Origin of the sequence: Escherichia sp. TW14182, assembly GCF_000208525.1 — a bacterium.
Taxonomy (GTDB): domain Bacteria; phylum Pseudomonadota; class Gammaproteobacteria; order Enterobacterales; family Enterobacteriaceae; genus Escherichia; species Escherichia ruysiae.
Genome location: NZ_AEJZ01000051.1, coordinates 1 through 23928, shown reverse-complemented (window position 1 = coordinate 23928; position 23928 = coordinate 1). Strand labels below are relative to the sequence as shown.

At 51.2% G+C, this 23928-nt stretch carries 26 protein-coding genes; 9 read left to right on the top strand and 17 right to left on the bottom strand.

Annotation, left to right across the window (positions count from 1 at the left end):
* Positions 1-41 precede the first annotated feature (41 nt).
* The 4 genes from lapA to yciH all read left to right on the top strand — a co-directional run bounded on the left by lapA (position 42) and on the right by yciH (position 2782).
* A complete protein-coding gene (gene lapA / locus EQY_RS0105135; protein ID WP_000876289.1) occupies positions 42-350 on the top strand; it encodes a lipopolysaccharide assembly protein LapA in 309 nt (102 codons plus the stop codon).
* A gap of 6 nt (positions 351-356) precedes the next feature.
* Positions 357-1526 (top strand): lipopolysaccharide assembly protein LapB, encoded by a 1170-nt coding sequence (gene lapB, locus EQY_RS0105130; protein WP_000891366.1) that lies wholly within the window; start codon positions 357-359, stop codon positions 1524-1526.
* 192 nt (positions 1527-1718) lie between these two features.
* Complete coding sequence (gene pyrF / locus EQY_RS0105125) at positions 1719-2456, top strand: orotidine-5'-phosphate decarboxylase (protein ID WP_000176261.1); 738 nt, start codon at positions 1719-1721, stop codon at positions 2454-2456.
* The gene (gene yciH, locus EQY_RS0105120) at positions 2456-2782 is read left to right on the top strand and encodes a stress response translation initiation inhibitor YciH (protein WP_010344773.1); all 327 of its coding nucleotides are present in this window, start codon (positions 2456-2458) and stop codon (positions 2780-2782) included. Before pyrF ends, yciH begins: the two co-directional genes overlap by 1 nt.
* A gap of 126 nt (positions 2783-2908) precedes the next feature.
* On the opposite strand, the gene osmB is transcribed toward yciH, so the two are convergent.
* From osmB to EQY_RS0105105, 3 genes are all read right to left on the bottom strand, one after another.
* Positions 2909-3127: an osmotically-inducible lipoprotein OsmB gene (gene osmB / locus EQY_RS0105115; protein WP_000498252.1), complete on the bottom strand. Its 219-nt coding sequence runs from the start codon at positions 3125-3127 to the stop codon at positions 2909-2911.
* 268 nt (positions 3128-3395) lie between these two features.
* Positions 3396-4145 (bottom strand): DNA-binding transcriptional regulator YciT, encoded by a 750-nt coding sequence (yciT, locus tag EQY_RS0105110; RefSeq protein ID WP_001088636.1) that lies wholly within the window; start codon positions 4143-4145, stop codon positions 3396-3398.
* A gap of 88 nt (positions 4146-4233) precedes the next feature.
* On the bottom strand, positions 4234-4407 hold the full coding sequence (locus EQY_RS0105105) for a YciZ family protein (RefSeq protein ID WP_001288366.1): 174 nt from the start codon (positions 4405-4407) through the stop codon (positions 4234-4236).
* Between the two features lie 36 nt (positions 4408-4443).
* On the opposite strand from EQY_RS0105105, the gene EQY_RS27420 reads away from it, so the two are divergent.
* Positions 4444-4572 (top strand): hypothetical protein, encoded by a 129-nt coding sequence (locus tag EQY_RS27420; protein WP_225762567.1) that lies wholly within the window; start codon positions 4444-4446, stop codon positions 4570-4572.
* Here the strand turns inward: EQY_RS27420 and pdeR are convergent.
* Complete coding sequence (gene pdeR / locus EQY_RS0105100; protein WP_000859925.1) at positions 4554-6539, bottom strand: cyclic di-GMP phosphodiesterase; 1986 nt, start codon at positions 6537-6539, stop codon at positions 4554-4556. The two genes, EQY_RS27420 and pdeR, sit on opposite strands and share 19 nt — an antisense overlap.
* A 53-nt stretch (positions 6540-6592) precedes the next feature.
* On the opposite strand from pdeR, the gene EQY_RS0105095 reads away from it, so the two are divergent.
* A complete protein-coding gene (locus EQY_RS0105095; protein WP_000221851.1) occupies positions 6593-6715 on the top strand; it encodes a hypothetical protein in 123 nt (40 codons plus the stop codon).
* A gap of 65 nt (positions 6716-6780) precedes the next feature.
* Here EQY_RS0105095 and EQY_RS0105090 read toward each other — a convergent pair whose 3' ends face one another.
* The 13 genes from EQY_RS0105090 to puuA form a co-directional block, all read right to left on the bottom strand.
* Entirely contained in the window at positions 6781-8715 is a 1935-nt protein-coding gene (locus EQY_RS0105090; protein ID WP_000485025.1) for an exoribonuclease II, read from the bottom strand.
* A gap of 67 nt (positions 8716-8782) precedes the next feature.
* Entirely contained in the window at positions 8783-9922 is a 1140-nt protein-coding gene (locus EQY_RS0105085; protein WP_000437862.1) for a CMD domain-containing protein, read from the bottom strand.
* 143 nt (positions 9923-10065) lie between these two features.
* The gene (gene fabI / locus EQY_RS0105080; RefSeq protein WP_000506490.1) at positions 10066-10854 is read right to left on the bottom strand and encodes an enoyl-ACP reductase FabI; all 789 of its coding nucleotides are present in this window, start codon (positions 10852-10854) and stop codon (positions 10066-10068) included.
* A gap of 496 nt (positions 10855-11350) precedes the next feature.
* The gene (locus tag EQY_RS0105070; RefSeq protein WP_000357907.1) at positions 11351-11713 is read right to left on the bottom strand and encodes a DUF559 domain-containing protein; all 363 of its coding nucleotides are present in this window, start codon (positions 11711-11713) and stop codon (positions 11351-11353) included.
* Between the two features lie 70 nt (positions 11714-11783).
* The gene (gene sapF / locus EQY_RS0105065; protein ID WP_000573415.1) at positions 11784-12590 is read right to left on the bottom strand and encodes a peptide ABC transporter ATP-binding protein SapF; all 807 of its coding nucleotides are present in this window, start codon (positions 12588-12590) and stop codon (positions 11784-11786) included.
* Position 12591: 1 nt separating this feature from the next.
* A complete protein-coding gene (gene sapD, locus EQY_RS0105060; protein WP_001128858.1) occupies positions 12592-13584 on the bottom strand; it encodes a peptide ABC transporter ATP-binding protein SapD in 993 nt (330 codons plus the stop codon).
* Positions 13584-14474 (bottom strand): peptide ABC transporter permease SapC, encoded by an 891-nt coding sequence (gene sapC / locus EQY_RS0105055; RefSeq protein ID WP_001146145.1) that lies wholly within the window; start codon positions 14472-14474, stop codon positions 13584-13586. Before sapC ends, sapD begins: the two co-directional genes overlap by 1 nt.
* Positions 14461-15426 (bottom strand): putrescine export ABC transporter permease SapB, encoded by a 966-nt coding sequence (sapB, locus tag EQY_RS0105050; protein ID WP_000583301.1) that lies wholly within the window; start codon positions 15424-15426, stop codon positions 14461-14463. Before sapB ends, sapC begins: the two co-directional genes overlap by 14 nt.
* On the bottom strand, positions 15423-17063 hold the full coding sequence (gene sapA, locus EQY_RS0105045; RefSeq protein WP_001250190.1) for an ABC transporter substrate-binding protein SapA: 1641 nt from the start codon (positions 17061-17063) through the stop codon (positions 15423-15425). Before sapA ends, sapB begins: the two co-directional genes overlap by 4 nt.
* Positions 17064-17302: 239 nt before the next feature.
* Positions 17303-17548 carry a YmjA family protein gene (locus EQY_RS0105035; protein WP_001015108.1) on the bottom strand — a complete coding sequence of 82 codons (246 nt, stop codon included), beginning with the start codon at positions 17546-17548 and terminating at the stop codon, positions 17303-17305.
* A gap of 133 nt (positions 17549-17681) precedes the next feature.
* Entirely contained in the window at positions 17682-19067 is a 1386-nt protein-coding gene (gene puuP, locus EQY_RS0105030; RefSeq protein ID WP_024212412.1) for a putrescine/proton symporter PuuP, read from the bottom strand.
* Positions 19057-19221: a YmjE family protein gene (locus EQY_RS26065; protein WP_123058409.1), complete on the bottom strand. Its 165-nt coding sequence runs from the start codon at positions 19219-19221 to the stop codon at positions 19057-19059. Before EQY_RS26065 ends, puuP begins: the two co-directional genes overlap by 11 nt.
* Positions 19222-19371: 150 nt before the next feature.
* Entirely contained in the window at positions 19372-20790 is a 1419-nt protein-coding gene (gene puuA / locus EQY_RS0105025) for a glutamate-putrescine ligase (RefSeq protein ID WP_000449624.1), read from the bottom strand.
* 212 nt (positions 20791-21002) lie between these two features.
* Between puuA and puuD the strand changes: the two genes are divergently transcribed.
* The 3 genes from puuD to puuC form a co-directional block, all read left to right on the top strand.
* Positions 21003-21767 carry a gamma-glutamyl-gamma-aminobutyrate hydrolase gene (gene puuD / locus EQY_RS0105020; protein ID WP_024212411.1) on the top strand — a complete coding sequence of 255 codons (765 nt, stop codon included), beginning with the start codon at positions 21003-21005 and terminating at the stop codon, positions 21765-21767.
* Positions 21768-21793: 26 nt separating this feature from the next.
* Positions 21794-22351 (top strand): HTH-type transcriptional regulator PuuR, encoded by a 558-nt coding sequence (gene puuR, locus EQY_RS0105015; protein WP_001278727.1) that lies wholly within the window; start codon positions 21794-21796, stop codon positions 22349-22351.
* A 274-nt stretch (positions 22352-22625) separates the two neighbouring features.
* Positions 22626-23928: aldehyde dehydrogenase PuuC (gene puuC, locus EQY_RS0105010; RefSeq protein WP_001009158.1), on the top strand; the 1303-nt coding region annotated here is incomplete at its 3' end.

The window sequence follows — 23928 nt, the reverse complement described above, 5'->3', positions numbered from 1 at the left end:
GACCATAATTTATTCGCTCTAACCACATAACGGGAAGTAATGTGAAATATTTACTCATTTTCTTACTGGTGTTAGCGATTTTTGTGATTTCCGTCACATTAGGTGCGCAGAATGATCAACAGGTAACATTTAATTATCTGTTAGCGCAAGGGGAGTATCGTATCTCTACTTTGCTGGCGGTATTGTTTGCTGCGGGTTTTGCTATCGGTTGGTTGATTTGTGGCCTGTTCTGGCTGCGAGTTCGTGTTTCTCTGGCGCGCGCTGAACGTAAAATAAAGCGACTGGAAAACCAGCTTTCACCTGCGACTGGCGTGACGGTAGCGCCTGATTCGTCAGTGGCGAAGGAATAACTTTCTATGCTGGAGTTGTTGTTTCTGCTCTTGCCTGTAGCCGCTGCCTATGGCTGGTATATGGGCCGCAGAAGTGCGCAACAAAACAAGCAAGATGAAGCCAACCGCCTGTCACGCGATTACGTAGCAGGTGTTAACTTCCTGCTTAGTAATCAACAGGATAAAGCGGTTGATCTGTTCCTCGATATGCTCAAAGAGGACACCGGCACCGTTGAAGCCCACCTTACGCTCGGAAACCTGTTCCGTTCGCGTGGCGAAGTCGATCGCGCGATTCGTATTCATCAAACCTTAATGGAAAGTGCCTCGTTGACTTATGAGCAACGCTTGCTGGCAATTCAACAACTGGGGCGTGATTACATGGCGGCGGGTTTATACGATCGCGCGGAAGATATGTTTAATCAACTGACCGATGAAACTGACTTCCGTGTTGGCGCATTGCAACAGCTGTTACAAATCTATCAGTCTACCAGTGAATGGCAGAAAGCAATTGATGTTGCAGAACGCCTGGTGAAGCTGGGCAAAGATAAGCAACGCGTCGAGATTGCCCATTTCTACTGTGAACTGGCGCTCCAGCATATGGCCAGCGACGATCTTGATCGCGCTATGACCTTGTTGAGAAAAGGGGCGGCGGCAGATAAAAACAGCGCCCGCGTATCCATCATGATGGGACGTGTGTTTATGGCGAAAGGAGAATACGCCAAAGCGGTCGAAAGCCTGCAACGCGTCATTTCCCAGGACAGAGAACTGGTCAGCGAAACGCTGGAAATGCTGCAAACCTGCTATCAGCAACTGGGTAAAACTGCCGAATGGGCAGAGTTCCTGCAGCGCGCGGTGGAAGAGAACACCGGTGCCGATGCTGAGTTGATGCTTGCAGACATCATCGAAGCGCGCGAGGGCAGTGATGCCGCTCAGGTCTATATTACGCGCCAACTACAACGTCACCCGACCATGCGCGTGTTCCACAAGTTAATGGATTACCACCTGAATGAAGCAGAAGAAGGGCGCGCTAAAGAGAGCCTGATGGTGCTGCGTGACATGGTTGGTGAGAAGGTGCGTAGTAAGCCGCGTTATCGTTGCCAGAAGTGTGGTTTTACCGCATATACGCTCTACTGGCATTGTCCGTCATGTCGGGCCTGGTCAACCATTAAACCCATTCGCGGCCTTGATGGACTGTAACTTCTAAAAAAAATCCAACTTTAGTTACAACATCCTTATTGTTACTCTCACATTTTGCTTCGGCAACTCCTGCGTAAAAAAGCCTGACAGGGGAGAAATCGCAACTGTTAATTTTTTATTTCCACGGGTAGAATGCTCGCCGTTTACCTGTTTCGCGCCACTTCCGGTGCCCATCATCAAGAAGGTCTGGTCATGACGTTAACTGCTTCATCTTCTTCCCGCGCTGTTACGAATTCTCCTGTCGTTGTTGCCCTTGATTACCATAATCGTGACGCCGCGCTGGCATTTGTCGACAAGATCGACCCACGTGATTGTCGTCTGAAAGTCGGCAAAGAGATGTTTACGCTGTTTGGGCCGCAGTTTGTGCATGAATTGCAACATCGCGGTTTTGATATTTTCCTCGATCTGAAATTTCACGACATTCCCAACACCGTAGCGCACGCTGTGGCAGCAGCGGCTGACTTAGGCGTGTGGATGGTGAACGTTCATGCCTCAGGTGGGGCACGTATGATGACCGCAGCACGTGAGGCGCTGGTTCCGTTTGGTAAAGATGCACCGCTATTAATTGCTGTGACTGTATTGACCAGCATGGAAGCCAGCGACCTGGCCGATCTTGGCGTGACACTGTCACCAGCGGATTATGCAGAACGTCTGGCGGCATTGACGCAAAAATGTGGCCTTGATGGTGTGGTGTGTTCTGCTCAGGAAGCTGTGCGTTTTAAACAGGTATTCGGTCAGGAGTTCAAACTGGTTACGCCGGGCATTCGTCCGCAGGGGAGTGACGCTGGTGACCAGCGCCGCATTATGACGCCAGAACAGGCGTTGGCGGCTGGAGTTGATTATATGGTGATTGGTCGCCCGGTAACGCAATCGGCAGATCCAGCGCAAACGCTGAAAGCGATCAACGCCTCATTACAACGGAGTGCATGATGAGTGATTCCAACAGCCGTCTGGTTTACTCAACGGAAACCGGACGTATTGATGAGCCAAAAGCGGCCCCTGTACGCCCTAAAGGCGACGGCGTGGTACGCATTCAACGTCAAACCAGTGGACGTAAAGGAAAGGGCGTTTGCCTGATCACCGGAGTCGATCTCGATGATACCGAGCTGGCAAAACTGGCGGCTGAACTGAAGAAAAAATGCGGCTGCGGCGGAGCAGTAAAAGACGGTATTATCGAAATCCAGGGAGATAAGCGTGATTTATTAAAATCACTCCTTGAAGCGAAAGGAATGAAAGTAAAACTCGCGGGCGGGTAACAAAAAAAGCCACGGAAATATTCCGTGGCTTTCGTTTATTTTACTGTGTGTACTATTCAGTTATTTCGTAATGAACAGAGTCAAGCGTATTATAATTGCGAGTCGCTTATCGACATTTATTTACGATTATTTACCGACCTGGTGACCGATAATACCACCAACTGCTGCACCACCTAATGTACCCAACGTGCTGCCATCAGTCAGTACTGCACCACCTAAAGCCCCTGCGCCCGCACCGATTGCGGTGTTGCGATCTCGTTTAGACCAATTAGAACAGGCGCTTAGAGACATTGCCAGTGTAATTGCCAGAACAGCTGCGGTCATTTTTTTGCTCGTTACAAACATAATACTCTCTCCTGAATTTATGATTCACGGAAGTAAGCTCTCTATAACTATAATAGTTCAGAATACATCCGTTAAAATAATTCCGTGAAATCCTCTCGCGCGCAGGGTTATATCACGCAGGTGATAGTGACTTCCTGTTATATCGCTGATAATAAGTTTATAACTTTAGGATGTTAATAACAGGTAAATAGTCTTAATTATCAACCAGGAATCATCTTAGAGCGGATGATTTGCGTCAGGGTAAATCATCCGTAGGGAAGGAAAATGATTACATGTCAACGACGTGAACGATTAATTTACTGTGTTCTAAATGCATCGTATCGCTGGCGCGAATCTTCGAATCGGTTATAACACGCTTGATTCTCTCCACAGGACCGATGGAGTAAGAGTGTATGGCACCAAACTTAGAACTGTCAGTCAGGACTATGACTTCGCATTCTTTTTCCAACACGGCATTGACCACATCGGTACGCATCATGTCGCGACCTGTAAATCCAGTTTCAGGTTGCCAGCCATCGATACCAATAAATGCCTTACTGAAATGCACCTGTTGGATGCACTGACGTGTCAGTGGGCCAACCATACTTTCGCTTTTTTTCTGGTACACGCCGCCAAGTAAAATGACTTCACAAGGCGCGTCTTTCAGTAAATGCGCTATATAGCTGCTGACCGTAATGATGGTGACATTTTTCTTCTGCTCACCTAATGTGCGAGCCAGAAGGGCATTACTGCTACCATTCTCGATAAAGATGGTTTCACCCGGTTGAACCAGTGAGGCGGCAAACTCGGCGAGTTCACGCTTCAGCGTATAATTACTCATCATACGGGTTTCGACGTCATCACTATCAAGCGAAACAGCAAAGCCATGTGCACGGCGTAGATAGCTAAGTTTTTCGAGGGTGTTGAGATCCTGGCGAATGGTAACTTCGGAAACTCCAGTGGCTTTTGCCAGATCGGTTACACTAACCTGACCCTGCTCAATGACCATCTGTAGAATAGTTTGTTGTCGGGAATTCATCGCTGTAATTCTTATAACGTTATAATACTAAATAAAAAATGCTGACGCGCCGGGCATCCTTAAATAGTGAAACCTGAAAGCACGATTGTTAAATCTCCCACGGTGCCTTCGGGATGTCTGGCGTAGATGCAGCAACCTGGCGCAACAGTTCTGCTTTAAGTATCTCGAGATTATGGATCGCAGAGTGGTAATCGCCCGCCACAAGGATATCTAACACAATATCAATACGTTCGGCAACGCGTTGGGCATCAAATTCAGACATCAGGGTATCCTCAAGGCAAAAAAGTGAAAATGAATAATGCAAAAATTGCCGCTAAAAGAGAAGTGTTTAACGGCAAAGGCTAATTATCATTCATTAATACGATATGTAATGGAATTATATACTGTTACATTTATATATTCGTCTCTTTATGCGCGCTTTAGATAACGTTTATACCAGCGTTCAAAAGCCACGGCAGGCATCGGTTTAGCAAACAAAAATCCTTGTCTCTCATTGATGCCATTTTTGGTCAAAAAGGCATCTTCTTTTGCACTCTCTACACCTTCGGCAATCACCTGAAGATTGAGCGCCTGAGCCACGGCGACGATCGCACGTACCAGCGACTGCGAGACTGGCTGTTTGTGAATATCACGGACAAAAACCTGGTCGAGTTTTATAGCATCGATGGGGAATCGTGCCAGTTGGGAAAGAGAAGAGTAACCCGTGCCGAAATCATCCAGATGAACCTGTGCGCCTAATTGACTGAATTGCTGAATAACGGAAAGCGCCAACTGATCGTTTTCAATCAGACAGCTTTCAGTCAGCTCGACATCAATAGGGCAATACTCAAATTTAAGTTCCTGGAGTACCTGTTTCAGGTCAGTGAAAATGGTTTGATCGGCAAGTTGGCGTGCTGAGACATTCACCGCAACCCGAAGATTAATGCCTTTATCTCTCCATTTTGCTACCTGGCGCACGACGTCGAGAATAACCCAACGGCCTAGAGGCACAATCAGACCGGACTCTTCGGCATAGGAAATAAAGTCCAGAGGGGGAATTAAGCCACGTTCGGGAGACTGCCAGCGTACCAGGGCTTCCAGACTGCGTACTTCACCCCGCCAGGTGATTTTCGGCTGGTAGTGAATAACTAACTGATCGTTTTCCAGAGCTTTACGCAGGTTGGTATCCAACCACAGATATTCGAATACCCGTTGATTCATTTCCGGCGAAAAGACGCAAAATTGTCCTCGTCCGCCTTCTTTGGCACTGTACATTGCCGTATCGGCATGGCGAATAATCGCCGCGCTGTCTGAGCCATGTTGCGGTGAAAGTGAAATACCAATTGAACAGCCGGTATAAACTTCGATTAAACCGATGCGAAAGGGTTGGCGCAGGCGGGTCAAAATCCGCGATGCCATTGCTTCCAGGGCACTTTGCGAGGTGTTTGGTGCGAGTACCAGAAATTCATCGCCGCCAAGACGTGCTAACACCTGATCCTGCTCAAGACAGCTTAAAATAGCCAGTGAAACCTCGCGTAACAGCTGGTCGCCAAACAAATGCCCGTAGGCATCGTTCACTTTTTTAAAATTGTCTAAATCGAGATAAACCACTCCGACTTTACCCTCGTCGGCCTCATTAATGGCGTAGTCGATTAATTCCTGCATTGCGTTACGATTCGGTAGCCCGGTGATGCTGTCAGTGTTAGCCAGGATTCGCAATCGTTCCTGGGCGTGACGTTCTTCGGTGATATCGGTGCCGGAACAAATTAAATAGATCTCATTTTTGCCGCTACCGCTGTGGACAAATTTGTTGCGAAACAGAAACAGTCGCTGACCTTTGCGCGTCTGTACCCAACGCTCGACTTCATAGGCGTTGCCACTACGAAAAAAACTGCTGTTGTTACGCCGGGAGATCGCGGCTTCACGGCGACTCATAAATAATTTAAACACACTTTGCCCAATGACATCGTGTTCTTTCAGCCCTGTGTATTCTTCGCATAACCGATTAAAACGCTGGATATTCCCTCGGCTATCCAGAATCACTATTGCGGAATGTGCTTCAGAAACCACCTGTTCAGCAAAGGAAAGTCCGTGTGATAAATCACGAGCAACCGCTGGTGTGTCATGCCATGCCGACGCGTTGCCACCCCATTCGCGCTTATTGATTTTTCGTCCCACCAGATGGACAGAAAGGTCGCTCTCATCGACTGTCAGGCTCATCATCAGGCTGGAGGTGATGACCGTCATTTCCCGGATACGAGCAGCCTGTTCGGCAGATAACTGCAGAGTACGTTCAGGTTCTGTTGTTTCAGTGGTGGAAAAGCGCAAAACATCACTGTTTTCCGACAACCGCCAGTATGGGTTGTGCGAGCCGAGAAAGTTGTACAACGTTGTGGACTCCCTAACGGTTTTCATGATGCATACCCTACGGTTAACGGCGAAGCTCACCATTAAATGAAAGGTTCAACATGACTTACATGAAATTAATGTCGGCTAAACGTATTGTTTTATTTATATATTTATTTGTAATCCAGTTTTGGGAAAACGCCAGTTTTCAAACGGAAGTCATTAAAAAAAATCTGCTGAGATAAAACGAAGGCGAAGGGAGGGGGAAAAGCAAACGGCCCATCCGTAATGAACGGGCCGTGAAAGGGGATTACGCGACCGGGCGCGCAATAATACTACGGGTTTCCATGCGTACTTCTGCGATGGTGACGTCGATAACGTCGGTTACCTTGTAAACCGTTTCACCTTTAATTTGTACGGTGCCGTTTTCCTGACTGCAAACCAGTTCATCGCGCACGGCGTGTAAGAATGGTGCAGGGATAAAGGCGATTGCGCCGTTATCGACCAGCCGCACACGCATACCGCCACGGCTGATATCGACGATTTCCGCCGCAAAACGGGTATCGGTTCCGGCTTTATCTTTCAGGAAACGTGCGTATAACCAGTCGCCGACATCACGTTCTGCCATTCGGTTGAGGCGGCGACGCTCTGCCATTTGGACGGTGATCTCATCCTGTGGACGCGTCGCTGTTTCGCCTTTGATGATCGCTTTCAGCAGACGATGGTTGATCATGTCGCCATACTTACGAATCGGTGAAGTCCAGGTGGCATACGCTTCCAGACCGAGACCAAAGTGAGGGCCAGGTTCGGTGCTGATTTCTGCAAAAGACTGAAAACGGCGAATGCGGCTGTCAAGGAAACCTGTCGGTTGCGCATCCAGCTCACGGCGCAGTTTGCAGAAGCCGTCCAGTGTGAGCACTTCTTCGGCGTCAACATGTAGGCCGTGCGTTTTCAGTAATGCTGCCAGCGCGTCGGCATTTGCCGGATCAAAGCCCATATGCACGTTATAGATACCGAAACCGAGCTTATCGCGCAGCACGCGAGCCGCACATATGTTGGCGGCGATCATCGCTTCTTCGACGATACGGTTGGCAATACGACGCGGTTCAGCGACGATATCCAACACTTCACCTTTTTCACCCAGAATAAAACGGTAATCCGGGCGATCTTTAAACACCAACGCATGGTTATTACGCCATTCGCCGCGACGCTGGCAAATTTGCGCTAACAGGCGGATTTGTTCCGCAATCGCATCACTTTCTGGCTGCCAGTCACCGGTGTTTTCCAGCCAATCGGAAACCTGGTCATAAACCAGTTTCGCTTTGGATTCGATGGTGGCAGCAAAAAATTCGATGTCGTCTTCAATGGTGCCGTCAGCGGATAGCGTCATCCGACATGCCAGCACCGGACGCACTTCATTGGCACGCAGGGAGCAGAGATCGTCGGAAAGTTCCCGTGGCAGCATTGGGATATTGAAGCCTGGCAGATAGTTGGTGAACGCACGAATTTTCGCGGCTTTGTCCAGCTTGCTGCCTTCTGCGATCCACGCGGTTGGGTCGGCAATCGCCACAATCAACTGTAGTTTGTCATCCGGCAGCGCCCTGGCGAAGAGGGCATCATCCATATCTTCCGTGCTGGCGCTGTCAATGGTGACAAAGTCCAGTGCAGTCAGGTCTTCACGTACCAGACCTTCATCGAGCATTTCGGTAGCGACACCGTCTGGCGCTTCTTTTTCCAGATTATGGCGTGCCAGGGTTACCCACCACGGCACGAAATGGTCGTCACCAAAAGTGATGTATTGTGTCAGTTCCGCATAGAATGAGCGATCGCCTTTCAACGGATGGCGGCGCATTTCGGCAACCGCCCAGTCGCCTTCTTTAAACTCATGGGTCAGGCCACGAGCCGCGCGACAAGGAATGGCGTCTTTTAAGAGTGGATGATCAGGAACGATGGCCAGACGGTCATTTTTGCCCTGAACTTTCCCCACAAAACGAGTCAGAAACGGTTCAACCAGTTCTTCTGGCTCTGCGGATTCACGTTCTTTTTCACTGTGGATCACCGCGATAATTCGGTCGCCATGCATGACTTTTTTCATCTGCGGCGGCGGAATGAAATAACTTTTCTGTGCGTCGACTTCCAGGAAGCCAAAGCCTTTTTCAGTGGCTTTTACCACCCCTTCAGCGCGGGGCGTCTGGGAATGCAGTTGCTGTTTAAGCTGCGCTAGCAGCGGGTTGTCCTGAAACATAATTGTCTATTTTGGTGGCCATTAGAGCGGCTGACAGTTTTACGCGATTCTGCCTGACGCAGCAAGGTTAATGTGTTTCACCCAACGCGATTTTTAAGCGATTTATCCAACCACAAAACCCGCTCCATACCAGCAGATTGATAACCTGAGCTGATGATATTTCATGTTCGAGTAATGGGCTAAACTGGGCGGCGCTAAAGCGATCGGGTGCTCGTGTCAGCCATTGTATCGCCTGAACGGTAGCGCGCTCAACAGAATGACGGTCAGCCCATTGGTTTATTTCGTTTTCGCCCTGAAGCAGAATGCATATTGCTTCTTTATATTCAACATTTGAATGAATTAAAGAGGTGAAACAGGCAACGCTCCCGTTAATTCGTGCACTGAGTAAGGCAGCAAGTTGATGGCTGGATTTTGTTGTTACCAAGGAACTGGATAGCAACGTCACAAAGAGTGAAAGTGAGGCAGGGTGCAGATTCAATATTGCTATCAGTTGGCGGAGTTCGGATGGTAGCTGTCGGAGAGCATTCATCTCTCGCTCTTGCGGATATTTCTCCACTTCGTAGCAGGCACGCCAGCCAGTTGATGCTTCAGCAAAAAGTGAACCGTCTGCGTAGCTTTGCACTTCCAGACCGGGTAGCCAGCGTATCGGGTGCTCAAGATAAGCCTGAAATGTGGCGATCGCTCGCGCCTGAAAACCAACAAAGCCGATGATTTGATTGATAATTACACAGTCCCAGGCGGTAAGCCCGACATCGTTAAGATGCTGGCGGGACTGACCGTCGATAATAGATGGAGAACCAGCCAGTTGACGGGCATATTGCGTGATTTGCGCCAGCCGATGATTGCTTTCCCTGGAGGAGTCTGGCCCGGGAAGCGGTGTCAGACGCGCGGAATAGTAGTTGCATAACCGCTGGACGCCGCAGACCTGGGCAACCGTCAGGGCGGTCGTCAGGCGTTCATAGGCGGTGAATGTTTGTAAGCGTGTCACTGCAAGCTGGTCGGGGAAGAACTCTACAGCAAGAGCACGCGCCGGGATCAGCCACGAATGAAAGGGATCAAGTGTTTCTTCATCAAGGATCACGTCGAGCAGAAAAGGATCGGTTACCTTTGCGGCTCCCGGAACCAGTGGCAAAACGTCATACTCCGAAGTACTGGATTGCGTTTCATGATACCAGTGGCTTTTGCCGGTAATGTGGCGTTGTTCCATGGGTACTCCTTGGTCGTAAAGGAAATCGTTATCCTGACGCAAGGTTTGGAGGGGAGAAAGACGGATCGGTGATAACAAATATCAGAAAGGTATAACAGAGAAATCGGGCGGCAGAACGCCGCCCATCTTTACCAACAGAACGATTATTTCAGTTCCAGTTCGTTCATGGCAGCGATGCTGAAACCGCCATCAACGTGAACGACTTCACCGGAGATACCAGCGGAGAGGTCGGAGCACAGGAACGCTGCAGAGTTACCTACATCTTCAATGGTAACGGTACGACGAATCGGTGTAACCGCTTCGCAGTGAGCCAGCATTTTACGGAAGTCTTTGATGCCGGAAGCCGCCAGAGTACGGATCGGACCCGCAGAGATGGCGTTAACACGCACACCTTCCGGACCCATCGCGTTAGCCATATAGCGTACGTTCGCTTCCAGAGACGCTTTTGCCAGACCCATAACGTTGTAGTTCGGGATAGCGCGTTCGGCGCCCAGGTAGGAGAGGGTCAGCAGGGCAGAACCCGGATTCAGCATGGAACGGCAAGCTTTTGCCATTGCAACGAAGCTGTAAGAGCTGATGTCGTGGGCAATTTTGAAGCCTTCACGGGTAACGGCGTTAACATAGTCACCATCCAGCTGATCGCCAGGTGCAAAACCAATAGAGTGTACGAAGCCGTCAAATTTCGGCCAGACTTTACCCAGTTCAGCGAACATGGTGTCGATGCTGGCATCTTCGGCAACATCGCACTGCAGAACGATGTCAGAACCTAATTGAGCGGCAAATTCTTCTACGCGGCCTTTCAGTTTGTCGTTCTGGTAGGTGAATGCCAGTTCAGCTCCTTCGCGGTGCATCGCCTGAGCGATACCGTAGGCGATGGACAGTTTGCTGGCAACACCGGTTACCAGAATGCGCTTACCGGAAAGAAAACCCATAGCTTTAATCCTTATTGTTGATGCTTGTTGTGCCTGAAAATCAGGCGATTCGTCGTTTAAATAAACAGTACGAACAGATAAACGGTTATTATAATCAACCTGGCTGTGGGTGGCTATAGTTGCCAGGTCCGACCGGAGCAGGGCGCGGGCAGGGTGGGTGCTTTTCCCCTCACCCTAACCCTAACCCTCTCCCCAGAGGGGCGAGGGGATCGTATTGTGCAAATATTGTCACCCCAGCAACAAACAGGCACATACAGCCCCCTAGTCCTTTCAGGGAGAGGGTGACCGGCAGTTCAGTCCTGGCCGAATATTCTTTATCATCCGCCTCTATATTTTCACCACAACAGCCACCCGGCTCGGTCGGCTTCCTCGCCCTTTCAGGGAGAGGGCTGGGGAGAGGGTGACCGGCGATTCAGTCCTTGCCGAATATTCTTCACCATCCGACTCCATGTTTTCACCACAGCAACTACCCGACTCAGTCGGCTCCCTCGCCCTTTCAGGGAGAGGGCTGGGGTGAGGGTGACAGGCGACTCAGTTCCTGCAGAATAATCTCCAGCACCGCCTCCTCATTACAATCAATCTCGTTATTCCAGAAACGCAGCACGGTCCAGCCCTGTGACTCAAGCCAGCGTGTGCGCCTGGTATCATAGGCAACTGTCGAATCATGCAGCCCACCATCCAGCTCAACTACTACACGCGCCGAGCAGCAGGCAAAATCGAGAATGTAGCTCCCCACCGGATGTTGACGGCGAAATTTGAAATCACCAAAACGTCGGCTGCGAAGATATCGCCAGAGCTTTCGTTCCTGCGGGGTGAGATTGCGTCTTAAATAACGCGCATTTGATTTTATTTTATCCATCCACTCATTCTGACAAGATTTAATCCCTTGTCAGAATGAGGTGAATTATCTGGAAGGCGGGTTCAGAAAATCAACGATCTTTGCGCCACGCATCCGCCGTCAACGCTTCGCCAAAGTGCCCGGAAATGAGCCGTTTGGTGAGTTCATGTAGCGGCGATGCCAGCACGTCAGCCGTACTACCGCGCTCGACCACTTCACCCTGATGCATGACCAGAACCTGGTCGCTGATATGCTTCATCATCCCGATATGTTGGGTAACATAAATATAAGAAATGCCCTGTTTCTCTTGTAGCTCCAGCATCAGATTAATCAACTGCGAACGCATCGACATATCCAGCGAGGCGAGAGCTTCATCCGCGATAATAACTTTTGGGCGCAATATCAGCGCGCGCGCCAGACCCAGACGTTGTTTTTGCCCTGGTGCCAGCATATGCGGATAGTAACTGACGTGATCCGGTAGCAGCCCGACCATACGCATTGTTTCAATAATCTGTTTGCGGCGCTGTTCAGGTTCCAGATCGGTGTTCAAACGCAGAGGAAAATCAAGGATCTGCGAGATACGCTGACGCGGATTCAACGAGGTCGATGGATCCTGAAAAATCATGCGAATCCGCTGGCTGCGGAAGGAGTAATCGCCAAAATGCAGCGGATGATCGTCAATCAATAACTCGCCGCTGGTTGGCTCAATCATTCCTGCCAGCATTTTCGCCAGCGTCGATTTACCGGAGCCGTTTTCACCAATAATCGCCAGCGTCTGGCGTTCACGTAGCGTAAAGCTCAAGGGTTTTACGGCTTCTACGGTCTGACGACGAAACCAGCCAGTTCGGTAGCGGAACGTTTTGCTTAAATTACGCACTTCGAGCAGCGTTTCGATCATCTCACTCTTTCTCCATATTCAGCGGGAAATGACAGGCATAGAGATGATTTTTCGCGCCCGTCAGGCGCGGCGTCACTATACATTCTCGTTGTGCATATGGGCAACGTGGCCCCAGACGACAACCAATGGGTAATTGTTCCAGAAGCGGGATTGCACCAGGCAGCGTATTGAGGCGACTTTTATGCGGCATCGCGCTGCCGAAATCCGGTATCGCGCGGATCAGCGCCTGGGTGTAAGGATGATGCGGCATTGTCACCAGCTCCTTACTTGGCGCGGTTTCCACTGTCTGACCACAATAAAGCACGTTGATTTTATCCGCCCATTGGCTAAGCATTTGTAAGTCATGGCTGATAAGCAAAATAGTAGTATTGCTGTTTTGGTTGAGACGCGTCAGCAGGCGAAAGATTTGCGCCTGTGTTGTTGGCTCCATTGAGTTTGTAGGTTCGTCAGCTATTAGCAGACGTGGTTGATTCGCCAGCGCGATGGCAATCATCACTTTCTGGCACTCACCTTCGGTCAACTCATACGGAAAGCTGCGCATCGCATCTTTGTGATCTTTAATCCCCACGCGGTGCAGCAGCTCAATGGCACGGCGTTTGCGCCAGCCAAAACGCTGCCACCAACGGCCTTTATAGGTCCAGGCCGGGATGTTTTGCATTAACTGACGCCCCACACGTTCAGAAGGGTCGAGACACGATTGTGGTTCCTGAAAAATCATCGACACGTTGTGCCCAACCAGCTTGCGCCGTTCGCGCGCGGAAAGACGCAGCAGATCAATGTCATCAAAACGCATACGGTCAGCGGTAACACGCCAGTTATCTTTATTGACGCCACAAATCGCTTTCGCAATCAAACTTTTGCCGGAGCCGGATTCACCAACAAGGCCCCGGATTTCGCCTTCGGTTAAGGTCATACTCACGCGGTCAACGGCTTTAACCCACTCATCACCGGTTTTAAATTCAATGGTCAGGTTACGAATATCCAGTAACGGCATTATTCCACCCCCGCAATAATTGCACGACGCACACCATCACCAAGGAGGTTAACCAACAACACGCTGATCATAATTGCCGCCCCAGGAAGCATGACGGTCCACGGGGCGACATAAATCAGTTCCAGTGCATCGCCGAGCATCGCTCCCCATTCAGGAGAGGGGAGTTGCGCGCCGAGATCAAGAAAGCCCAGCGCGGCAATATCAAGAATTGCCATTGACAGTGCGCGGGTGATCTCAGTGACCAGTCCAGCGGTGATGTTTGGCAGTACGGCAAACCAGAGAATATTCAGCGTCGTTGCCCCATCCAGGCGAGCAGCGATAACGTACTCTTTTTCCAGTTCATCATGCACCATGCTGTAGACCGAACGCACCATACGCGGCAGCAGCGCCAGCCAGACAGCAAACATCGCGTGAGACAAACTCGGCCCGGCAAATGCCACAACGATAATTGCCAGCAGCAGGGACGGGATCGCCAGTAAGGTATCCAGAATATGATTAAGCACCGCTGACCGTAGACCATGCGTCGCACCGGCGAAGGTGCCGAGCACCAGACCACAGATGGTAGCAGCAAGTGTCACCACAAATGCGCCGCCAACGGTAGGCGCAGCGCCGCTCAATAAACGGCTTAAAACGTCGCGTCCGAGGTCGTCAGTCCCCAGGAAGAAAGAGACTTCGCCATAGCGAGACCATGACGGTGGCAACAATTGATAACCGAGAAATTGCTGGTCAATGCCGTAAGGCGCAAACCAGCCGCCAAAAATACACAGCACAGCCAGCCCCGCGCAGCCGTACAGGCCGACCATTGCAGCGGCATCACCATAGAATTTGCGCCAGGCGGTACGCAGCGTGCCCGGTGGGCGCTTCTCGCTGTATACGCTATCGTAAGGCATACCATTCCTTATGTTTCAGAGGGTTAGCCATAGCACCCAAAATATCAGAAATCACGTTAATAATAATGACCAGCGAGCCACACACCATCACACCGGCGGAAATCGCTGCGTAATCTTGTTGGCGAATGGCGTTAATTAACCAGCGCCCCAAACCAGGCCAGCTAAAGACCATTTCGGTGATCATCGCCAGCGTCAGCATGGTGGAAAATTGCAAGCCCAAACGAGGGATGACGGGGGGGAGCGCGTTATGCAGCACATGGCGACGCAAAATAGTAAAGCGTGACAAACCACGGGTCGCCGCCGCTTTCACATAGTTCTGGTCATACACTTCGATAGTGCTGATACGCATCAATCGGATCACTTCAGTTGTTGGCGCAACCGACAGGGTGATGACCGGCAATACCATATGGCGTATTGCGCTCATGATCATTTCATCCCGCCACGGAGAGTCCGAAAGCCAGGCATCAATCAACGCAAAGCCGGTAACAGGTTTCACTTCATACAGCAAATCGAATCGCCCTGAAACGGGCAGCCAGCCCAGCGTCAGCGAACAAAACAGCGTCAGCAGAAGCGCCAGCCAGAAAACCGGGATTGAAAAGCCCAGCAACGCGATGGCATTGATCAAGTTATCTTGCCACTTATGGCGCGTAATCCCGGCAATCATGCCAACCGGGATGCCGACAATCAACGCAAAGCCGAAAGCGAGGATGCATAGCTCAATCGTTGCCGGAAAAACCTCTTTTAACTGTTCGGCTATCGGCTGTCCGTTAATGCTGGAAACGCCAAAATCCCAGTGAATCAGGCCATTAAACCAGAATACCCAGGCATTCCCCAGTGAAGCGCCTTGTAACGGCGCATGTGGCGTGAAATAGCTCAAACTGAAGCCAACAAAAGTCAGCAGGAACAGGGTCACGATCAATAATAAAACGCGGCGTAAGGTGAAGATAATCATGGTTTTTTCACCTCTTGCTTTTCGCGGTATACACCAGCGAAGGAGGCATTACCAAATGGGCTAAGAACCAGCCCTTTGATATCGTACCGATAGGCCTGCAAGCGTAATGATGAGGCCAGCGGCAGAATGGGTAACTCCTGCGCCAGAATACTTTGCGCTTCGTCATAGGCTTCAATACGCGCCGCCAGTTGCTGCGAAGAGAGCGCCTTACGCAACACGTTGTCGAATTTCGGGTCGCACCAGTGGGCGAGGTTGGTCTGCGAATGAATTGCCGCGCAGCTCAGTAGCGGACGGAAGAAACTGTCCGGGTCATTACTGTCCGTCGCCCAACCGGATAACGTCAGATCATGGCTCATATCCATCAACCGCGCCTCCTGAAAACGACCTTCTACCGGCACAATCACCACTTTCACGCCGACCTGTGCCATATCCGCCTGAATCAGTTCGGCAGTTTTCAGCGGACTGGGGTTCCACGCCTGCGAACGTGTTGGCACCCACAGTTTCAGCGTTAAGTTTTCCAGCCCCAATGCCTTTAACTGTTCGCGTGATTTCGCCGGATTGTATTCGGTAATTTTAGCCTCGTTGTCATAAGCCCACGAGGCGCGCGGTAAAATAGAGGCCGCCGTTTCAGCCGTACCGTAATAGATAGATTGCATCAGGCGTTGGTTATTAATCGCCAGTGCCAGCGCATGACGGACAGCCGGATTATTTAGCGGCGGTTTGGCGGTGTTAAATGCCAGATAGGCGACGTTCATCCCTGGACGCAGCGTTAAACGCAAACGCGGGTCGTCGCGCAAAATGGATAGCTGGCTGGCAGCAGGCCAGGCCAGAACATCACATTCACCGGTCAATAGTTTCGACAGACGTCCGGTGCCACCAGAGCCTAAATCCACCACCACCTGCGGCATCAACGGTTTGCCTCGCCAGAACTCATCATGACGTTGCAGGCGAATATATTGCCCCGTGCGATTTTCCGACAGTTTATACGGCCCGGTGCCTACGGGTTGGCGGTCGAGTTGTTCCTGACGATCTTCTTTCTCTAATTTCTGCGCATATTCGGCAGACATTACTGACGCATAATGGGTCGCCAGATGCCATAAAAAAGAAGCATCCGGCTGGGCCAGACGGAACTCAACGGTATGATTATCCAGCTTGCGGACGCTTTTCACGTTATCAGCAAATTGCAGGCTGTCGAAATAGGGAAAGTTGCTCCCGTTGACGTTATGCCACGGGTTGTTACGGTCAAAAATTCGCTGGAAGGTAAACACCACATCGTCGGCATTCATTTTGCGAGTAGGCGTAAACCAGTCGGTTTTTTGAAACGGGACATCGCGACGCAGGTGGAAGCGATAGGTCGCGCCGTTGTCGAGCACTTCCCAGCTTTCGGCAAGTTCCGGCATCAGACGATAAGTATAAGGATCGACATCCAGTAGTCGATCATAAAACTGGGCGGCAAGGGTATCGACAATTAACCCACTGCTCGCTTTGGATGGGTTAAAGGTGTTGACCTGTCCGCTGACGCAATAGACAAAACCGCTGTCGCGGATATCAGCGTGCGGGGTGGGTTCAGGCGCGGCGATTGCCTGACCACTCACAAGTCCAGCAATCACCAAAAGAGACGATAATACCTGGCGCATAATATTAAGGGATTTTATGTAAAGAGGCTATCTTACTAATATTTAATGACATTTGCCATTACCGTTTGTGTTCAGGGGTCGCAATGAGGGCAGTATGGTTGGTTGTTGCACATGTGGCGTCGCCATCTGTTCAACATTCGTACCCGTGATTTCTTATAACTATAACTCACAGAACTACTTAGCGAGGTGCCGTTTGACTTGCTCGTAAGAAGCCAGCTCGAACTGGCCTTAATAAAGGATTACTCATTACCCCATTGATTCAAAAACTCTGCGATCTCATCAATGCGTGCGGGATTGATCCCCGCTTCAGCGGCCATGTCATGCTGAGCTTCTTCGCTGATCTCTTCATTATTCATCAAACGGGTGAGCAGTAACTGGAAGTAGTGAGCCAGTGGCGTGCGTTCAGCTTCTGCGACAGGTTCTGCGCATTCGGTCGCGTACTCATCGGCAATATCAAAATATTTTAGTGGGATATCGTGGTTCATTATTTGCCCTGGGGTTAATGCGTTAAGCACAGGGGCGGATGATAGCACTCGTGATCCGGGTCATACATCTTTTTATGGATAATGGCGCTGCGTATTGCCAACAGGCAGGGCAATACGCAGCGCATCCAACACATTACGTCTCGCTCACTGGTGTTCTGTCACCTTCATACAACGGCACTTTGCGATAGCGGCGGATCAGATACCACAAATATGCGCCGCCTAACGAGGCCCAAACCAGACCGAGCGTCAGTGAAGTTGACTCCAGGTTAACCCACAACACGCCTACCGTCAGCGCGCCAACCAGCGGCATCAGCAAATAGTGAAAGTGATCCTTCCAGCTTTTATTCATTCCTTTACGCCGCCAGAAATGATTAAACACCGACAAATTGACGAAGGTAAATGCCACCAACGCGCCGAAGTTAATCAATGCTGTAGCGGTGACTAAATCAAAGAACAGCGCCGACAACGCGACAATCCCGACCATAATGACGTTCAGCGCCGGGGTGCGCCATTTCGGGTGCACATAGCCAAACACGCGCTCTGGAAACACATTGTCACGCCCCATCACATACAGCAGACGCGACACGCTGGCATGTGAAGCCAGGCCAGACGCTAATGTGTTCACAAACGTGGTGCAGAGGAAAATCGACTGGAACAGCTTGCCGCCGACGTACAGTGCAATCTCCGGCAGCGCGGCATCCGGGTCTTTAAAGCGGCTGATATCCGGGAAGAACAGTTGCATAAAGAACGACGCGGCAATAAATATAACGCCACCGTAAACCGCCGTCAGGAAGATGGCTTTCGGGATCACGCGCGCGGCGTCCGGCGTCTCTTCTGAAAGCGTGGTCACCGCATCAAAACCAAGAAACGAGAAGCACACGATCGTCGCCCCGGTAATAATCGGAATCAGATGCGCGTTCTCACTGATAAACGGCTGTAGCGACCAGACGGTGCCGACACCTTCCCCTTTATGTAGCCCCTGAACCACCAGGAAGATGAACACCACCATGATGGAGATCTGCACCAGTACAAACAGGGTATTGAAGTTAGCGACCAGGTTGACGCTCTTCAGATTCGCGGCGGTTAAAATGGCGACGAAGGTTACCACCCACACCCACGGCGGCACTTCCGGGAAGAGGGCGGAGAGATAGATTTTCGCCAACAAGACGTTGATCATCGGTAAAAAAAGATAATCCAGCAGCGATGACCAGCCGACCATAAAACCGACGTGTGGGTTAATCGACTTTTGCGCGTAGGTATAGGCCGAGCCAGCTTCCGGGAACTGGCGAACCAGTTTGCCGTAGCTGATCGCGGTAAACAGCACGCCAGCCAGCGCCAGCAGGTAGGACGCCGGAACGTGGCCGTCGCTGATACCGGAGACAATGCCAAAGGTATCGAACACGGTCATCGGCGTGAGATAGGCCAGACCCATCATCACCACCTGCCACAATTTCAGTGATTTTCGCAGGCGGGTTTTGCCCGGTTGTGCAGCAATGTCCAGCGGTGAATTAATAGCCATAATCGTTGCCTCCACTGCGTAATCGGGTTTGCGGTCGCGTCGACCTGAAATCAAACCTGTTTAGCAGGGGAAGCAAAGGGGGCGGAGTCCGGTCAGTCGCAGGGGGAGCGCATACGCAGCCTCCCTCGCCATGCGGGAATTTCATCATCGGCATCATCTCATTTCCTCGTCACAGTCTTAATCGTTAACGGAAGCCCGTTGCCGCCTGCGCTCCATAACGCGACATCCGGGAAATGTCTGGATTACCAGCAAATGTCAGGCCTGGCTCCGCTCAGGCCGATGAGGCAACCCCCGCAAGGGGGCACTATGCGTTTTTCAACATCCACTCAATTTCTGTTTCTGTGATGAGGCGCTCAAACTGCAACAGCTCATCATTTTTACAGGCGTGATACACATGACAGAAACGCTCGCCTAAATAGTGGCGCAGGTGATCGTTCTCGATAAACTCCCACAGGGCATCGCTCTGGCGAATCGGGAAGGGTAAGCCTTCCTGTTCCAGCCCGTTACCTTCGACTTCTTCCTGCAACGGCAGCTCATTATCAAGACCGTGCAGAATACCGGCAAAAATCGCCGCCATCACTAGATACGGGTTGGCATCGGCACCCGCCACGCGATACTCCACACGGTGGTTATGACGATCGCCACACGGAATACGCAGGGCAACGGTACGGTTGTTATGACCCCACGATGCCTGCGTCGGCACATACATGCCCGGCTGGAAGCGGCGATATGAGTTCACGTTCGGCGCCAGCAATGCCATTGATGACGGCATCAGATCTATCATCCCGGCGAGCATCTTTTTCAGTAGCGGCGAATCTTCGCCTTCCGCGTCAGCTAGCACGTTCTCTCCACGATTATTTTGCATACTAATATGGATATGCATCCCGCTGCCCGCGTGTTCTTCATACGGCTTCGCCATAAAAGTGGCGTGCATCTTATGCTTTTCCGCCATCAAGCGCACCAGGCGTTTAAGGGCTAATGCATCATCGCAGGCTTCCAGCACGTTATCGGTATGGTAAAGGTTGATTTCAAACTGGCCTGGCGAAGCCTCGGCGACCGCACCATCTGCCGGAATCAGCTGTAATTGCGCCAGTTCATCAATATCATTGAGCACATCGGCGAAGTGGTTGAGGTTATCGACAGAGTAGACCTGGCTTTGGGTATTGCGGTCATCGGTACCTGGCGCACAGGGCGGTTGCAGATACCCTTCGGCGTCGCGCTGGCGATCCAGTAAATAGAACTCCAGCTCTACCGCTACGACCGGGAACAATCCGCGCTGGCGTAGCTGTTGCCACAGGCGGTTGAGTACATTCCTCGGCTCAACGTCAAAGGGAGCGCCATCTTCATCGACCATGGTCAGAAGCATTTGACCAATAAACTCAGGATCGGCGGCAGAAGGGGTTAAAGAACCGAGAATAGGGACACAGGTACGATCTGGCTCGCCCATTTCTTGACCTAGCCCTGCTTCTTCTACCACATTGCCCAGAATATCCATCGCAAACACCGAAGCCGGGAAGTAGCATCCTTTCTCCAGTTTTTTCAGGCTGGAGAAGGGGACGCGTTTTCCACGAAAACAGCCATTAAGATCGGTAAGTAAAACATCAACATATTGCGTATTCGGGTAGTGTTCCAGATAGCGTTTCACTTCCTGCGTAAAGGCGCTACCCCGCCTCTCTTCTGACTGCTGAACAAAGTTCTCTACTTCAACGATATTGGTTTCCATGATTCTTCGCCTTTGGTTTTGTTTTCCACTCGTTATCAGAGCGTAAAATATAATGACCACTCTTCGAATCTGTATGCAAACTAAATGTTTGTCAAATGTTAAATTGAGTTTGCAAAAAAGAAAACTCACTGCTAGATTGAAAAAATATTGAACATAAAGGTCATTTAAAGCGCAGTAGTGGCGATAATTTAGTCCACTTTGTGAGATTGAGCATGGAAAATATAATGAACAATCCGGTTATCGGTGTCGTAATGTGCAGGAACAGGCTTAAGGGTCATGCGACCCAGACTCTGCAAGAAAAGTACCTGAATGCCATCATCCACGCAGGCGGCTTGCCAATTGCGCTACCACATGCGCTGGCGGAACCGTCGTTACTTGAAGAACTTTTGCCGAAACTCGATGGCATTTATCTTCCTGGTAGTCCCAGCAATGTGCAGCCGCACCTATATGGTGAAAACGGCGATGAGCCTGACGCCGATCCCGGGCGTGATCTTCTGAGCATGGCGTTAATTAATGCCGCACTCGAAAGGCGCATCCCCATTTTCGCCATCTGCCGGGGTTTACAGGAACTGGTGGTGGCAACCGGAGGTTCGTTGCATCGCAAGCTGTGCGAACAGCCTGAATTGCTGGAACATCGGGAAGATCCCGAACTGCCGGTGGAGCAGCAATATGCGCCGTCGCATGAAGTTCAGGTTGAAGAGGGGGGATTACTGTCTGCGCTGTTACCTGAATGTAGCAACTTTTGGGTAAACTCTCTGCATGGACAAGGGGCGAAGGTTGTTAGCCCACGGTTGCGTGTTGAAGCTCGCTCGCCGGATGGCTTAGTTGAGGCGGTTAGCGTCATCAATCATCCTTTCGCGCTGGGCGTACAGTGGCACCCGGAATGGAACAGTAGCGAGTACGCGCTTTCGCGTATATTGTTCGAGGGCTTTATCACCGCTTGTCAGCATCATATCGCTGAAAAACAGCGACTCTGACCACTACAGTTTAAGGAAATGCAAATATGAGTGATGAGGGACTGGCGCCAGGAAAACGCTTGTCGGAAATCCGCCAGCAGCAGGGGCTTTCACAACGTCGTGCCGCCGAACTCTCCGGGCTGACTCACAGTGCTATCAGTACGATAGAACAGGATAAAGTCAGCCCTGCCATCAGTACGCTGCAAAAGCTGCTGAAGGTGTATGGACTGTCACTCTCGGAATTCTTTTCCGAGCCGGAAAAACCTGATGAGCCGCAGGTCGTCATTAATCAGGACGACTTAATTGAAATGGGCAGTCAGGGTGTGTCAATGAAGCTGGTTCATAACGGTAACCCGAATCGCACGCTGGCGATGATCTTTGAAACTTACCAGCCGGGCACAACCACTGGGGAAAGAATTAAGCATCAGGGTGAGGAAATAGGCACTGTACTGGAAGGTGAAATTGTTCTGACGATTAATGGTCAGGATTACCACCTCGTCGCGGGGCAAAGTTATGCCATTAATACCGGCATCCCGCACAGTTTCAGCAATACGTCGGCAGGCATTTGCCGAATTATCAGCGCCCATACACCCACCACGTTTTAATCTTTTAGCTCTGTAAGCCGGGTAAGCGCAATGCGCCCGGCAATCTATACACAAAATCATTCAAGTTGCATCAAGGCGGCAAGTGAGCGAATCCCGATGAGCTTACTCAGGTAAGTAATTCGGGGGAGCGAACGCAGCCAAGGCAGAGGCGGCTTGAAGGATGAAGTGTATATAAGGAATGTCGCCGGAAATAAACGGGTTCATCGCCCGGGGATCTCTGCGCCCTGACGTTCACAAACTGCATATATCTGATAGACGTGAAACAGGAGTCATAATGAATTTTCATCATCTGGCTTACTGGCAGGATAAAGCGTTAAGTCTCGCCATTGAAACCCGCTTATTTATTAACGGTGAATATACCGCTGCGGCGGAAAACGAAACCTTCGAAACCGTTGATCCGGTCACCCAGGCGCCGCTAGCGAATATTGCGCGCGGTAAAAGCGCCGATATCGACCGCGCAGTGAGTGCGGCACGCAGCGTATTTGAACGCGGCGACTGGTCGCAGGCCGTCCCGGCAAAACGCAAAGCGGTGTTGAATAAACTCGCCGATTTAATGGAAGCCAACGCCGAAGAACTGGCGTTGCTGGAAACGCTCGATACCGGCAAACCGATTCGTCACAGCCTGCGTGATGATATTCCCGGCGCGGCGCGCGCCATTCGCTGGTACGCCGAAGCGATCGATAAAGTGTATGGCGAAGTGGCGACCACCAGTAGCCATGAGCTGGCGATGATTGTGCGCGAACCGGTCGGCGTAATTGCCGCCATCGTCCCGTGGAACTTCCCGCTGTTGCTGACCTGCTGGAAACTCGGCCCGGCGCTGGCGGCAGGTAACAGCGTTGTCCTGAAGCCGTCTGAAAAATCACCGCTCAGTGCGATTCGCCTTGCGGGGCTGGCGAAAGAAGCAGGTCTGCCGGATGGCGTGCTGAACGTAGTAACTGGTTTTGGTCATGAGGCGGGGCAGGCGCTTTCTCGTCATAACGATATCGATGCCATCGCCTTTACCGGCTCCACGCGTACCGGTAAACAACTGCTGAAAGACGCAGGCGACAGCAACATGAAACGCGTCTGGCTGGAAGCAGGTGGTAAAAGCGCCAACATCGTTTTTGCTGACTGCCCGGATTTGCAACAGGCGGCAAGCGCGACCGCCGCAGGCATCTTCTACAACCAGGGGCAGGTGTGCATCGCCGGAACCCGTTTATTGCTGGAAGAGAGCATCGCCGATGAGTTTTTAGCCCTGTTAAAACAGCAGGCGCAAAACTGGCAGCCGGGGCATCCACTTGATCCTGCAACCACGATGGGCACCTTAATCGACTGCGCTCATGCCGACTCGGTACACACCTTTATTCGTGAAGGCGAAAGCAAAGGGCAACTGCTGCTGGATGGTCGTAACGCTGAACTGACTGCGGCCATCGGCCCGACCATCTTTGTCGACGTAGAGCCCAATGCGTCTCTAAGTCGCGAAGAGATTTTCGGCCCGGTGCTGGTGGTCACGCGTTTCACATCAGAAGACCAGGCGCTACAGCTTGCCAACGACAGCCAGTACGGGCTCGGTGCGGCGGGGTGGGAGACGCGAGGTC